Origin of the sequence: Flagellimonas baculiformis, from assembly GCF_033441575.1 — a bacterium.
Lineage (GTDB): Bacteria > Bacteroidota > Bacteroidia > Flavobacteriales > Flavobacteriaceae > Flagellimonas > Flagellimonas baculiformis.
Map to the genome: position 1 here is coordinate 1 of NZ_JAUZVW010000009.1, position 14,357 is coordinate 14,357.

Annotated in this window: 15 protein-coding genes; 8 read left to right on the forward strand and 7 right to left on the reverse strand. The window is 44.8% G+C overall.

The genetic code is table 11. The features are described 5' to 3' along the window. Positions 1-134: 134 nt before the first annotated feature. The 7 genes from SD450_RS13010 to porX all read right to left on the reverse strand — a co-directional run bounded on the left by SD450_RS13010 (position 135) and on the right by porX (position 6,459). On the reverse strand, positions 135-1,841 hold the full coding sequence (locus SD450_RS13010) for a helix-turn-helix domain-containing protein (RefSeq protein WP_318344887.1): 1,707 nt from the start codon (positions 1,839-1,841) through the stop codon (positions 135-137). 101 nt (positions 1,842-1,942) lie between these two features. Next, a complete protein-coding gene (locus SD450_RS13015) occupies positions 1,943-2,302 on the reverse strand; it encodes a DUF4258 domain-containing protein (protein WP_318344888.1) in 360 nt (119 codons plus the stop codon). A gap of 6 nt (positions 2,303-2,308) precedes the next feature. After that, entirely contained in the window at positions 2,309-3,508 is a 1,200-nt protein-coding gene (locus SD450_RS13020; RefSeq protein WP_318344889.1) for an alanine dehydrogenase, read from the reverse strand. Positions 3,509-3,551: 43 nt separating this feature from the next. Continuing rightward, positions 3,552-3,791, reverse strand: coding sequence for a hypothetical protein (locus SD450_RS13025; RefSeq protein WP_318344890.1), 240 nt, complete (start codon positions 3,789-3,791; stop codon positions 3,552-3,554). Positions 3,792-4,186: 395 nt separating this feature from the next. After that, positions 4,187-4,315 (reverse strand): hypothetical protein, encoded by a 129-nt coding sequence (locus SD450_RS13030; protein WP_318344891.1) that lies wholly within the window; start codon positions 4,313-4,315, stop codon positions 4,187-4,189. A gap of 175 nt (positions 4,316-4,490) precedes the next feature. Continuing rightward, the gene (tsaE, locus tag SD450_RS13035) at positions 4,491-4,907 is read right to left on the reverse strand and encodes a tRNA (adenosine(37)-N6)-threonylcarbamoyltransferase complex ATPase subunit type 1 TsaE (protein ID WP_318344892.1); all 417 of its coding nucleotides are present in this window, start codon (positions 4,905-4,907) and stop codon (positions 4,491-4,493) included. Positions 4,908-4,914: 7 nt separating this feature from the next. Next, complete coding sequence (porX, locus tag SD450_RS13040; RefSeq protein ID WP_318344893.1) at positions 4,915-6,459, reverse strand: T9SS response regulator signal transducer PorX; 1,545 nt, start codon at positions 6,457-6,459, stop codon at positions 4,915-4,917. Positions 6,460-6,495: 36 nt separating this feature from the next. Between porX and SD450_RS13045 the strand changes: the two genes are divergently transcribed. The 8 genes from SD450_RS13045 to fabG all read left to right on the forward strand — a co-directional run bounded on the left by SD450_RS13045 (position 6,496) and on the right by fabG (position 14,353). After that, positions 6,496-7,722, forward strand: a complete 1,227-nt coding sequence (locus SD450_RS13045) for an HD domain-containing protein (protein ID WP_318344894.1) — start codon at positions 6,496-6,498, stop codon at positions 7,720-7,722. Between the two features lie 23 nt (positions 7,723-7,745). Further along, positions 7,746-8,786, forward strand: a complete 1,041-nt coding sequence (gene lpxD, locus SD450_RS13050; RefSeq protein ID WP_318344895.1) for a UDP-3-O-(3-hydroxymyristoyl)glucosamine N-acyltransferase — start codon at positions 7,746-7,748, stop codon at positions 8,784-8,786. Next, positions 8,767-10,179, forward strand: a complete 1,413-nt coding sequence (locus SD450_RS13055; RefSeq protein ID WP_318344896.1) for a bifunctional UDP-3-O-[3-hydroxymyristoyl] N-acetylglucosamine deacetylase/3-hydroxyacyl-ACP dehydratase — start codon at positions 8,767-8,769, stop codon at positions 10,177-10,179. Before lpxD ends, SD450_RS13055 begins: the two co-directional genes overlap by 20 nt. Next, positions 10,180-10,965 carry an acyl-ACP--UDP-N-acetylglucosamine O-acyltransferase gene (lpxA, locus tag SD450_RS13060; RefSeq protein ID WP_108425573.1) on the forward strand — a complete coding sequence of 262 codons (786 nt, stop codon included), beginning with the start codon at positions 10,180-10,182 and terminating at the stop codon, positions 10,963-10,965. Positions 10,966-10,969: 4 nt separating this feature from the next. Beyond that, a complete protein-coding gene (gene efp / locus SD450_RS13065) occupies positions 10,970-11,536 on the forward strand; it encodes an elongation factor P (protein ID WP_318344897.1) in 567 nt (188 codons plus the stop codon). Positions 11,537-11,539: 3 nt separating this feature from the next. Next, a complete protein-coding gene (locus SD450_RS13070) occupies positions 11,540-12,475 on the forward strand; it encodes a UDP-3-O-(3-hydroxymyristoyl)glucosamine N-acyltransferase (RefSeq protein ID WP_318344898.1) in 936 nt (311 codons plus the stop codon). 61 nt (positions 12,476-12,536) lie between these two features. Next, positions 12,537-13,409: a succinate--CoA ligase subunit alpha gene (gene sucD, locus SD450_RS13075; protein WP_318344899.1), complete on the forward strand. Its 873-nt coding sequence runs from the start codon at positions 12,537-12,539 to the stop codon at positions 13,407-13,409. Positions 13,410-13,603: 194 nt separating this feature from the next. Continuing rightward, positions 13,604-14,353, forward strand: coding sequence for a 3-oxoacyl-[acyl-carrier-protein] reductase (gene fabG / locus SD450_RS13080; protein WP_318344900.1), 750 nt, complete (start codon positions 13,604-13,606; stop codon positions 14,351-14,353). Positions 14,354-14,357 lie beyond the last annotated feature (4 nt).

The window sequence follows — 14,357 nt, forward strand, 5'->3', positions numbered from 1 at the left end:
TTTCGGGGTTTTATTATACCTAAATATACGAATTAATTATCTGATAATCAAATAATTATGTCGCTTCTGAACGTGCCAACATAAGAAGAAGCCACAAACCATGAGCATAAATCAATAAGCTCTCCCCCTTTTTTCTACAGTTCCAATTGTAGTAATTGCTTGAAAAAAACACCGGGAGTCACCCCGATTTTATTCTTAAAAGCTGTTGAGAACACTCCCACGGAATTGAATCCATACATTTCCGCAATTTGGATCATGGACTTTGTTTTCACGATTTCAGGGTTTTCTTTCAAATGGTTTACGGCATGGGTGATTCTCAAGTCTTTCAGGTAATTGGCAAAGTTTTGTCCCTTATACGTGTTCACCACCTTGGACAGATAGGAGCTGTTGGTGTTCAGTTTTTTGGCCAAACTTTGTTGGGTCAGGGCATTGTCCAAAAATCCTTGCTGCTCTTCCCATATTTTAAGGTTCTTCAAAACCATATCTGCCGTCTCTTCGTCCAATTTGTTTTCCAAGACCTGTGTGCTTCCCTCATAACCTTCACTTTCCAGAAGTATGCTGTGGCTCATTGCATGGTTGAGTTTTTTCTTGGTGGTGGTATATTTGATGTAATACGCAGCCAACCCAATGAGCATGACCCCAGATATGACATAAAGCCAGGTAAGCCATGTGTTTTTGGTCGAAATGATATTGCCGAGCAATTGCTTCTCTTCCTCCTGCATGGGGAGATCAAACTTTTTTAGGGTGATCTCGCGTAGGTTCTTTTGGGTTTTGAGCAACAGGCTGTCATAATATACAAGCCTATCCAGATATCTGTCCACCAATTGTTTTTCATTATTATTGATAGCCTCCTTCAACAAAAATTGATAGACTTCATTTGAATTATCATACAGAGGACAATCAAATCTTCCCATTATACTATCATAAGATTCAAAGTACCTTCTTTTATTTTCCGTATTTCCCAACTTACCTTCAATCATTCCCAAATAAAATTGAATGTCCGCCTTCGAGGTGCCACTCTCTTCTCTCACATATTTTTCTAACGTATCCCTTGCCTTTAATAACCTTCCCTCATAATAATTTATCTGTGCTTCAAGTATCCTGAGTTCATTTATAATCGGTTTTTCTTTTTCCTCCATAGCGAGTTGCAAACCCTTATTGATATAAACTGTTGCTGAATCTGTATCTTCATTAAAGGCAAAACACCTAGCCATGCAACAGAGATTTTCCAAATGAACTTCTTTGTAATCCAGGACTTCATTTTTTCTTTCCTCCAAAAATTCCATGTTCCTTCTTTGGAGCAAGATAGCCTCGCTTTCTTGACCAAACTCAGCCTTAATATTAGCAAGTATGGCCAATGTCCTAATCATTAAGTCATAATGATTTATCTTTTTGGAAAAATTGAAGCACTGAATAAAAGCTTCAACTGCTTTTTCATCATCATAATTACTATATAAAATATTTGCTTTAGTATAATATGTAAGTGCCATGAAATCATCATATTCCTTTGTTTTCCTCTTCTGAATACTGTTGGCTACGGATATTGCGGAATCAATACTTTTTAACCCATCGGAAATGCCCAAATCATATGACCTAAGGCGGAGTGCCTTTGCCAATTCCAATGTATCCTTGCCACTTTTGGCTTTTCTCGCATAAGCATGGAACACTTTGGCATTAAATAGGGAATCTTCGCTGGAAACCAATAAATCATACATTTCCTTATAATCCATGTCCGCTAATTCTTGGGACACATGGGAATCGGATTGCGACTGGCTACGGATAGAAATCAGGAGAATAAGTAACAATTGTATTTTGAGCCATATCTTGAAAAAATACGCCATTTTATAGATTCCTTTTAAATATGTAAGAAATATAGGTCAATAAGTATTAATTCTTTTACAAAAATTGACGAATGTGCCTTTTGAATTGATAAATGCCGTTTTTAAGGTTTCTCAACAACATCAAGGATCAGTGAGTCTGGGCAGTTTTTGAACTTGTACAAAGTTTTTTCCTTTTCCACATAATAAATTTTACAAGGCTCTGCCTTGGTGTCGCTTTTGCCAAAATCCACATCGCCATCGGTCAAAATGGATTTGACCATCACGGTGTCCCGATATGATTCCGGAACAGCATCTCCAAAGGAGATGGGTTTGGAGCGCATGTCCTTCAATACCCTACAATTGGGAAAATAGCAGAAATCCATACCTTCGCCCCCGGATTTTTTTTTCAAGAAGAATACCAAAAACACTATCCCGATGGACAGTCCTACCAAGTACCATCCCAATCGCCTTAAAAATCCCATGCGTATTTAAAAAATAAGAAAGTTAATATCGCTATAATTCATTCCAAACCATTCGCCGACCGATTTATTGGTCAAAATGCCATGGTACATATACAGGCCGCTGCGCAACCCCTTGTCGAACCGTAACGAATGTTCCAAGCCCCCATCTTCACCAATTTTCAGCAGATAAGGAGTAAAAATATTGCTGATGGATATGGAAGAGGTCCGCGGATAACGGGACGGGATATTGGGTACCCCGTAATGGATGACCCCGTATTTTTCAAAAGTGGGCTTGGTGTGCGTGGTCACCTCCGAGGTTTCAAAACAACCGCCCATGTCTATGCTCACATCAATGATCACCGCGCCTTTTTTCATGTTTTCCACCATGGAACTGCTCACCACGACAGGGGAACGGTCCTTGCCCCGTGTGGCACCAATGGCCACGTCGCAGCGTTTCAAGGACTTTATTAGGTTCTTGGGCTGGATGGTGGAGGTATAGACGGTGCGGTTCAGATTGATCTGTAAGTTTCTGAGTTTGCTGATGGAATTGTCGAACACCTTGATGTTGGCCCCAAGTCCCAAAGCGGAACGGGCCGCAAACTCCCCAACGGTCCCAGCCCCAATGATCACTACTTCCACGGGGGGCACCCCGCTGATGTTCCCGAACATCAGTCCATTGCCCTTGCCTGTGGCGGCCATCAGTTCCGAAGCGATGAGTATGGAGGATGTGCCCGCAATCTCACTCAGGGAACGCACGGCAGGATAGTTGCCATCCTCGTCCCGAATGAATTCAAAAGCGATGGCGGTCAGCCTTTTTTTGGCCAAGACCTCAAAATATTCTTTTCGCTGGGTCTTTATCTGCAATGCAGAAATGACAATGGTCTGGGGATTCAGCAAATCGATTTCAGATAGGGTGGGAGGCTCCACTTTAAGGATGATGGGACACGAAAACACCTTTTTGGTATCCCGCGTGATCTCTGCTCCGGCGTTGGTATAGTCAATGTCCGAGAAATTGGCACCATCCCCGGCCCCGGATTCCATGAGCACCCGGTGTCCATGTGCCGTGATGGCATTTACGGCATCCGGAGTGAGGCAGACCCTCTTTTCCTGGTATTGGTTTTCCCTTGGGATTCCTATAAATAGTTCGCCCTTTTGTTTAAGGACTTCCAAAGTTTCTTCTTGGGGCAGCAATTGCTGTTTGCTAAAGGGGGAAGAAGGCTCGTTCATAAGCAGTAAATCTGTTCAGCATACCATCAGGTATTTAACAAATTTACATTTTTTTTGAAAGGGTCTTCCGCCGTAGTTCGAGTTTCTCCCGTTCCTTGCGCAATTCCTCTTTTTCCTTCAATATTTGGAGTTCGGTGTCCATCGCATCCAGATCTATTCCATGCACATGCTTGTCCACCAATTTGACCCTTATAAAGTATACAATGGGAACCACCACCATAGTTACGGCCACGACATATAGAATTTCATTTTCATCGATGCGATTGCTATTTGAGTAATTCAAAACAGTATACAGCTGAAAACTGTACATTGAAATTGGAATCAAAATGGCATGGTACCACCAGTTCTTAGAGGTTACGAACCAAATGACCAACAGGAGCAATGGAACAACCTTACTTAAGTAAAAGTAAATTGCCGTGCTTACGTCTCCAAAATTATTTTCATTTACAGTAATTCCCAATATGGTTAAAGTTGTAGCATCTTGTGGCAAGTATTTATAGCTATAAAACATTATGGGAGATATCGCTATAAATAATGCAATAGCACCTTCTATAATGAAACGCTTTCTTATCGTAGATTTTTTGCTCATCACTTTGTTAACTCAAAAAACCTAGGATTATTGTAAAAAAAAATCCCTTTTCGAAAAAAGGGATTCATACTTGTAGGATGAAAGTCAGATTAAACCTTAACGATTTTTGACTTTTCAATACTTACAGTTTGCTTCTTGTCTATAGATACAGTAGAAACAGCAGTCATTGCCAAAAAAGCAACGGCAAGTAATCCAAAAAAAACTTTTTTAGTGTTCATCGTAAAAGAGTTTTTGGTTAATAAATGAATTCATTCACAGGACAAATGTAGGAAAATATTTCAACCTGACCTACGTTTCATCGATAAAATTGGTTTTTTAACGCAAAAAACAAACGTTTTATCGAATAGTTATTGCCCTGCACAATAATTTCGATGAAGATATAGGAATCAGTTGTTAAGAAACATTTAACTCGATTGAGCGTGTGTTTTCATCGACAAAGTGCAGGAATACACCCACAGCGTCGCTTGGGATGAACGACTTTATCTTTTCCGGCCATTCAATGAACACCCAGCCATCTTGTGCCAAGTAGTCCTCGAAGCCCATGTCCAAAGCTTCTATTTCATCGTTCAATCGATAAAAATCAAAGTGGTGGGCGATGAGCCTGTCGTTTTCCCCGCGATATTCGTTGACCAACCCAAAAGTAGGGCTATTGGCCTCGTCCACAGCGCCGAGTTCCTTCACCATGGCCTTGACCAATGTGGTTTTTCCAACACCCATGTCACCATAAAAACAGAGGACCTTTCCCGGAGCGGTCCTGATAACTTCCTTGGCCACGTCCCGGATTTCGTTCAATTGAAAAGTTTTCTTCACTAGTGCATCATTTAGCTTCCAAAACTACAAAAGGAACGATCATTTCTTCCAAAGAAACCCCTCCATGCTGGTAGGTATTCCGATAATAGCTCACATAATGGTTATAGTTGTTGGGGTAGGCGAAGAAGAGATCGTTCTTCGCAAAGATGAAACTGCTGCTCAGGTTGATGTTGGGCAGGTGTATTTCCTGGGGATTCTTGGTGGCCAACACTTCTTTGTCCTCATAAGTAAGGCTTTTTCCCGTTTTGTAGCGTAGGTTCAGGCTGGTTTCACGATCACCAATCACTTTTGAGGGTTGCTTCACGTTGATGGTGCCATGGTCCGTAGTCAGGATGAGCTTCATGCCCAAGGCCTGTGCCTGTTGGATGATTTCCAGCAAGGGGGAGTTCTTGAACCAACTCAAAGTCAAGGAACGGTAGGCCTTGTCGTTGGAAGCCAATTCTTTCACCACCTCCATTTCGGTCTTGGAATGGGACAGCATGTCCACAAAATTATAGACCACCACGGTGAGGTCGTTTTCCTTTTGTGATTTGAAATTCTGGGCCAGTTGCTTGCCCTGTTTTAGGTTATTGATCTTATGGTATTCCCATTTCAGGTCGAGTCCCAATCGCTTTAGTTGGGCACCCAAAAATTCAGCCTCAAAGAGATTTTTCCCCCCTTCATCAGTGTCATTTTTCCACCAATTGGGATACTGTTTTTCCATCTCCAAGGGCATCAAACCAGAAAAAAGAGCATTCCGGGCATATTGTGTGGCGGTGGGGAGAATACTGAAATAGGCACATTCCTGCTTCTTTTTATAATGCGCGGAAAGGATCTCTTCGAAGGCCATCCATTGGTCGTATCGAAGGTTATCGATCACCACCATCAAGGTTTTGCCCCCTTTCAGTTCGGGCTGCACCTTGTTCCGGAACAGGGTGTGCGACATGATGGGTGCATTCCCATCCTTGAACCAGCTTTTGTAGTTTTTATCCACAAACTTGCCAAACTGTGAATTGGCCTCTACTTTTTGGGATTCCAAGATCTCGAACATCCCGGTATCCTCAATGTGTTCCAATTGCAGCTCCCAATAGATCAACTTCTTGTACAGATCCACCCATTCCTCATGGGAATTGACCATGGAGAGGTCCATGGCTATCTTTCGGAATTCCTGTTGGTAATTGGAGGTTGTCTTTTCCGAGATCAATCGGGAGTTGTCCAAACTCTTTTTTAGGGAAAGTAAAATCTGGTTGGGATTCACGGGCTTGATCAGGTAATCCGCGATCTTGGAGCCAATGGCTTCGTCCATGATGTATTCTTCTTCACTTTTGGTGATCATGACCACTGGAATGGAGGCATCGTACTTTTTGATCTCGTTCAAAGTTTCCAGACCGGATATGCCCGGCATGTTCTCATCCAGAAAAACAATATCGAAAAATTGTTCCCTGAGTTCCTCCAACGCATCCTGTCCGCTTTGGCTGGTGACCACTTCGTAGCCCTTGCCTTCCAAAAAAAGTATATGTGGTTTGAGCAGATCGATCTCATCATCTACCCAAAGAATTGTAATCTTGTTCATATAGTGATTATCTTTGTGGGATAAAAACAAAAATCCTTGGTAAAAACCAATAAGCTTAACGTTTTTAACGACCCAATTTACGGTTTTATTGGAACTCCCAACGAACTAATTTTTAGACTCATTGCCCATCCTTATTTTCAAAGGTTGCGGAGAATATCCCAAATGGGTCTTTCCTATTTGGTGTATCCAGGGGCCCATCATACTCGGTTCCACCACGCGTTGGGGAGCATGCACTTGATGACAAGGGCTATCCAGGTCCTAAGGGTGAAAGACGTTGAAATCACAGAAGAGGAAGAAAACGGACTGCTCTGTGCCATACTGCTCCACGACATCGGCCACGGCCCATTTTCCCATGCGTTGGAAGGCGTCGTGGCGAAGGACCTGAGCCATGAAAAGCTGTCGTTGCAGTTCATGAGGGCCTTGAATGATGAATTCGACGGTCAACTGGAAACCGCCATATCCATCTTTATGGGTGATTATCCCAAACCTTATATGAACCAACTGGTGTCGAGCCAATTGGACATGGACCGTTTGGATTACCTGAAGAGGGACAGCTTCTATTCAGGGGTCACCGAAGGCAACATCAATTCCGAACGACTCATTTCCATGCTCAATGTGGCCAATGGCAATCTGGTGGTGGAGGAGAAGGGAATCTATGCCGTGGAGAAGTTTCTCATGGCCCGAAGGTTCATGTACTGGCAGGTATATCTCCATAAAACAGGTTTGGCTGCCGAGCAATTGTTGATACGGGTCATGCAGCGCGCCAAGATATTGCTTGCCAAGGGCGAGGAACTGTCAGCAAGTCAATCCTTGTTGTTTTTCCTGAAACAAGAAGGGGCGATTGCCTTCAACAAAGAAATTCTTGAAAAATTTGCCCAGTTGGACGATGTGGACATACTCAGTGCCCTAAAATCATGGCAGTTCCATGATGATTTTGTGCTTTCCAAAATGTGCCGGATGCTGCTCAACCGGAAACTGTTGCACATCAAGATCAAAAAACGCCCATCCGACGCAGAAAAAATGAATGGAAAATTGGAAAGAATCATGCAAAAACACGATCTTTCACTCGAAGAAGCCTCCAACTTTGTATTTGAGGGAGAAATATCGAACAAGGCCTATAGTCAGGAACAACAGGCCATTTACATTCTCAAAAAGAGTGGAAGAATAACCGATGTGCTCAAAGAATCCGATCAGCTCAGCTTGAAGGCACTTTCCAAAACCGTTACCAAATATTACAGCTGCTACCCGAAGGAAGCTGTTTGACAAATTTTGTTACTTTTGCACAAATGAAATTTACAGCTACCCAAATTGCCGGCATCCTAGAGGGGGAAGTTGAGGGAAATCCTCAAATCGCTGTCCATAAATTATCCAAGATCGAAGAAGGGGAGAAAGGGTCGCTGACCTTTTTGGCCAATCCAAAGTACACCTCATACATCTATTCCACAAAGGCCTCCATAACCATAGTGAACAAAGACTTTGTTCCGGAACAGACCTTGTCCACCACATTGATCAAAGTGGACGATGCCTACAAGTCGTTCTCCAAATTGTTGGAATATTACAACCAGGTGAAGAAGAACAACAAAGTTGGGGTGGAAAACCCTGCTTTTGTATCTGAAAGTGCGGTGTATGGTGAAGGTTTTTACTTGGGTGCTTTTTCCTATTTGGGCGACAATGTGAAGATCGGTGACAATGTGAAGATATACCCCAACGTATATATAGGTGACAATGTGACCATAGGCAACAATGTTGTGGTCTTTGCCGGGGCGAAAATCTATTCGGAATCCTTGATCGGGAACAATTGTGTCATCCACAGTGGAGTGATCATCGGGGCCGATGGTTTTGGGTTCACCCCCAATGCCGATGGAGAATATAGCAAGGTTCCCCAGACCGGGAACGTGATCCTGGAGGACAATGTCGATGTAGGTGCAGGAACCACCATAGATAGAGCTACTTTGGGCTCCACCATATTGCGAAGGGGCGTGAAGCTGGATAATCAAATTCAGATAGCCCACAATGTTGAAATAGGGGAGCACACTGCCATTGCTGCACAGACAGGTATAGCGGGCTCAACAAAGATTGGAAGAAATTGCCTCATTGGAGGGCAAGTGGGCATCGTAGGCCACATCACCATAGGTGATAGGGTTAAGATTCAGGCCCAATCGGGAATCGGAAGAAACGTAAAGGATGATGAAGTACTCCAAGGGTCACCGGCCCTTAGTTATGGAGACTTCAACAAATCATATGTACATTTTAAGAATTTGCCCAAGCTGGTAAATCAAATCTCCAACATAGAAAAAAAGGTTGAAGGTGAGCAAAATAAGCAATAAACAACGCACCATTGCAAAGAAGGTGACCCTACAGGGCGTAGGTTTGCACACAGGGGAGAATGTGACCATGAGTTTTTTGCCTGCAAAGGAAAACCATGGATTTGCATTCAAGAGGATAGATCTGGAAGGCGAGCCCATCATTGAGGCCGATGCCAATTATGTGGTCAACACCCAACGTGGCACCAACTTGGAAAAGAATGGGGTGAAAATCCATACTTCGGAGCATGTACTCGCTGCTTTGGTGGGATTGGATATAGACAACGTCCTTATCGAATTGGATGCACCAGAACCTCCAATTATGGACGGTTCCTCCAAGTTTTTCGTCAAGGCCTTGGAAGAAGCGGGCATTGTGGAACAGGAGCAAGAACGCGAGGAATACATTGTAAAGGATGTTGTGTCCTATAAAGACGAAACCACGGGCAGCGAGATCACCGTTATCCCATCCGATGAATACCAGATCACCACAATGGTCGATTTTGGGACCAAAGTATTGGGCACCCAGAATGCTACCTTGGAAAAAATAAGTGACTTTAAAGAGGAAATTGCCGATGCGCGAACCTTTAGCTTTCTGCACGAACTGGAAATGCTCTTGGAGCATGGCCTGATCAAGGGAGGTGACCTCAATAATGCCATCGTCTATGTGGACAAGGAAATATCCGAATCCACCATGAAAAAATTGGAAAAGGCTTTCAACAAGGAAAAGCTGTCTGTAAAGCCCAATGGCATCTTGGACAATCTCACCCTCCATTACCCCAACGAAGCGGCACGCCACAAGCTGTTGGATGTTGTGGGCGATTTGGCCTTGGTAGGCTCCCGGATCAGGGGAAAAGTGATTGCCAACAAGCCAGGACACTTCGTGAACACCCAGTTTGCCAAAAAACTCTCCAAGATCATCAAAATTGAAAAAAGGAACAAAGTACCCACCTACGATCTGAACCAGACCCCGTTGATGGATGTCACCCAGATCATGAACATGTTGCCGCACAGACCGCCATTCTTGTTGGTGGACAAAATATTGGAACTTTCGGACTCCCATGTGGTGGGCGTAAAGAACGTGACCATGAACGAACCTTTCTTCGTGGGGCACTTTCCCGGAGCACCTGTAATGCCTGGCGTGCTTCAAGTGGAGGCCATGGCACAGACGGGGGGAATCCTTGTGCTGAGCACGGTCCCTGACCCTGAAAACTACTTGACCTTCTTTATGAAGATTGATAATGTGAAGTTCAAGCAACAAGTGGTTCCAGGGGACACCTTAATATTTAAATGCGATCTGATTTCCCCTATCCGTAGGGGCATCTGCCACATGCAGGCCTATGCCTATGCCAATGGGAGATTGGTGTCTGAGGCCGAACTGATGGCACAGATCGTTAAAACAAAAAACACAGACTCGTAGATGAACCAACCTTTAGCATACGTTCACCCAGGGGCCAAGATTGCCAAAAACGTGGTCATTGAGCCCTTTACCACTATCCATAACAATGTGACCATCGGGGAAGGGACTTGGATCGGTTCCAACGTAACCATCATGGAAGGCGCACGAATCGGCAAAAATTGCAACATTTTTCCCGGGGCCATAATATCGGCCATGCCGCAAGACCTCAAATATCAAGGAGAGGAGACCACAGTACATATCGGCGACAACACCACGATCAGGGAGTGCGCCACCATCAATAAAGGTACCTCGGACCGCATGAAAACCGTGATAGGCAACAACTGTCTCATTATGGCCTATTGTCACGTGGCCCACGATTGCGTAGTAGGTGATGGCTGTATTTTTAGCAACAACTCCACTTTGGCAGGACATGTCACCATCGGTACCAACGTAGTCTTGGCCGGAATGGTAGCCGTACACCAATTCGTATCCATTGGCAACCATGCCTTTGTGACCGGGGGGTCCTTGGTCAGAAAGGATGTGCCACCCTATGTGAAGGCGGCAAGGGAGCCTTTGTCCTATGTGGGGATCAACTCCATTGGGCTGCGAAGAAGAGGGTTTGAAGCGGACAAGATCCGGGAAATCCAGAATATCTACCGAATCCTTTATCAAAAAAACTACAACAATTCACAAGCGGCATCCATTATAGAAGCAGAAATGGAAGCCACCCCAGAGCGTGATGAGATCTTACAGTTCATCAAGGACTCGCAAAGGGGCATCATGAAAGGCTATTTCAGTACAAATTAAATATATGGCAAATACTTCTGATATACGAAAAGGGTTGTGCATCCGATACAACCACGATATCTTCAAGATCATCGAGTTTCTTCATGTGAAACCAGGCAAAGGCCCGGCCTTTGTGCGTACAAAACTAAAAAGTGTGACCACGGGAAAGGTCATTGACAACACCTTTTCCGCAGGACATAAAATAGAGGATGTAAGGGTAGAGACACGTACCTACCAGTACTTATATCCAGAGGGTGAAACCTTCCATTTCATGAACACGGAAGACTATAACCAAATCTCTTTGCCAAAGGATTCCCTTGATGCACCTGATTTGCTGAAAGAAGGAGAGGTTGTGACCATTATCTTCAATGCAGAGGATAACAGTCCGTTGTCCGTGGAAATGCCGGCCAGTGTTATTTTGGAAGTGACCCATACCGAACCAGGTGTGAAGGGCAATACGGCTACCAATGCCACAAAACCTGCCACAGTGGAGACCGGGGCGAGGATCAACGTGCCACTTTTCATCAATGAAGGGGACAAGATCAAGATCGACACCGAGAAAGGTGCCTATCTGGAACGTGCTAAAGAGTAGGGAATGAAATTTCCCAGGACCCATTCATTAAAGGAGATTGCCGAAATCATCGGTTCCGAATTTGTCGGGGACGAAACATTTCCGGTTTTGGGGATGAACGAGATCCATGTGGTGGAAGAAGGCGACATTGTATTTGTGGACCATCCCAAATATTATGACAAGGCCTTGCAGTCCAGGGCCACCGTGGTACTCATCAACAAAGAAGTGGAATGCCCCGAAGGTAAGGCACTCTTGGTCTCCGATGATCCCTTTAGGGATTTCAACAAATTGACCAAGCATTTCAAGCCTTTCGAAAGGGCGAACAGCAACATTTCTGAAAGTGCGGAAATAGGCGAGGGCACCATCATCCAACCAGGGACCTTTATTGGCAATCATGTAAAAATTGGTAAGAATTGCGTCATCCATCCCAATGTCACCATTTATGATGGCTGCGTGATCGGGGACCATGTCACCATTCACGCCAATACCGTTTTGGGGGCGGATGCCTTTTACTATAAAAATCGTCCCGAGGGATTTGACAAACTATTGTCAGGCGGGAACGTCGTCATTGAAAACCATGTAGATATTGGGGCATCTTGCACCATAGACAAGGGCGTGACCGCAGCAACGACCATCAAGGAGGGATCTAAACTGGACAATCAGATTCAAGTGGGCCACGATACCATCATCGGAAAAAAATGTTTGATTGCATCCCATGTGGGCATTGCAGGTTGTGTGGTGATCGAGGACGAAGTTACCCTTTGGGGGCAGGTCGGGATTACCAGTGGGGCCACCATCGGAAAAAAAGCCGTCATTTTGGCCCAAACAGGAGTAGCCAAATCCTTGGAAGGTGGGAAAACCTATTTTGGAAGTCCAGCTGAGGAAGCACGTGAAAAGCTCAAGCAAATGGCCTCGGTGAAAATGATTCCGGAAATCCTTCAAAAACTCAAAAAGAATTAAAAAATCGATAGATTAAAACCATAGCAAACCGTATTTTTGCACCTATTATTAAGTTAAACCTATGAGCGTCTTAGTAAACAAAGATTCAAGAATAATTGTACAAGGATTCACCGGTAGTGAAGGAACCTTTCACGCCGAGCAAATGATCGAATATGGAACCAACGTTGTCGGCGGTGTCACCCCAGGAAAAGGTGGTCAAGAACACTTGGGCAAACCCGTTTTCGACACTGTGGAAGAAGCCGTTAAGGAAGTAGGTGCCGACACCACAATTATTTTTGTACCACCCGCATTTGCTGCGGACGCCATCATGGAAGCTGCCAGTGCAGGTATCAAGGTGATCATCACCATTACAGAAGGTATCCCTGTGGCCGACATGGTAAAGGCCAATGACTATATAAAAGGTATGGACTGTACCTTGATCGGTCCCAACTGCCCAGGTGTCATCACACCAGGAGAGGCCAAAGTGGGTATCATGCCCGGGTTTGTCTTCAAAAAAGGGAAAGTGGGCATTGTATCCAAATCAGGTACCCTTACCTACGAAGCTGCGGACCAAGTAGTGCGACAAGGTTTGGGCATTACCACCGCCATTGGTATCGGAGGAGACCCCATCATTGGGACCACGACCAAAAAAGCAGTGGAGCTTTTGATCAACGATCCTGAGACCGAATGTGTGGTCATGATTGGGGAAATTGGAGGTCAATTGGAAGCCGAAGCCGCCAGATGGTACAAAGAAAGTGGCAGCAAGAAGCCCATTGTTGGTTTCATTGCAGGGGAAACTGCCCCGGCCGGACGTACCATGGGACACGCCGGAGCCATTGTGGGAGGAAGCGACGACACTGCACAGGCCAAGAAAAGAATCATGCGCGAATGCGGTATCCATGTAGTGGATTCACCCGCGGAAATCGGAGCCAAAGTAAAAGAAGTGGTTGGATAACCAACCGTTAAATCCTATACAAATCCCGTTCAATGCGGGATTTTTTTTCGTCTAAACGTAAAACAACCACTATATTTGGCGGACAACCGTTCCAACACAATGGTTGCACAAAACCAGTCAAGACCATTGCGGTCATAGACCGAAATGTTGATTGGCAGACAAGTCTGACCACTTAAAAAACTAAATAACAAGAGATGAAACTTTTGGAAGGAAAAAATGTCATCATTACCGGAGCAAGCCGGGGAATTGGAAGAGGAATTGCCGAAGTCTTTGTAAAGCACGGGGCCAATGTTGCCTTCACCTATAGTTCCAGTGAAGCACCTGCCTTGGAATTGGAAAAAGAACTCACGGGCATGGGCGTAAAGGCCAAGGCATACAAGAGCAACGCTGCCAGCTATGCAGATTCGGAAGCCCTTGTGGCCCAAGTTCTGGAAGATTTTGATGGACGTATCGATGTTTTGATCAACAATGCGGGCATCACCAAGGACAATCTGTTGATGCGCATGGGCGAAGAGGATTTTGATTCCGTGATCGAGATCAACCTGAAATCCGTTTTCAACATGACCAAGGCCGTTCAGCGTACCATGCTGAAACAGCGCAAGGGATCCATCATCAACATGAGCAGTGTGGTAGGGGTGAAGGGCAACGCCGGACAGACCAACTACGCCGCTTCGAAAGCAGGTATGATCGGGTTCACCAAATCCGTGGCACTCGAACTTGGATCTAGGAACATCCGTTGCAATGCCATTGCACCAGGTTTCATTGAGACCGAGATGACCGAGAAATTGGATGAGAAAACAGTTCAGGGCTGGAGGGATGCCATTCCGTTGAAAAGAGGTGGGTCTCCCGAAGATGTGGCAAACGCCTGTCTGTACTTGGCATCCGATCTTTCCGACTATGTTACCGGACAGGTGTTGAACGTGGATGGTGGCATGCTAACCTAGAATG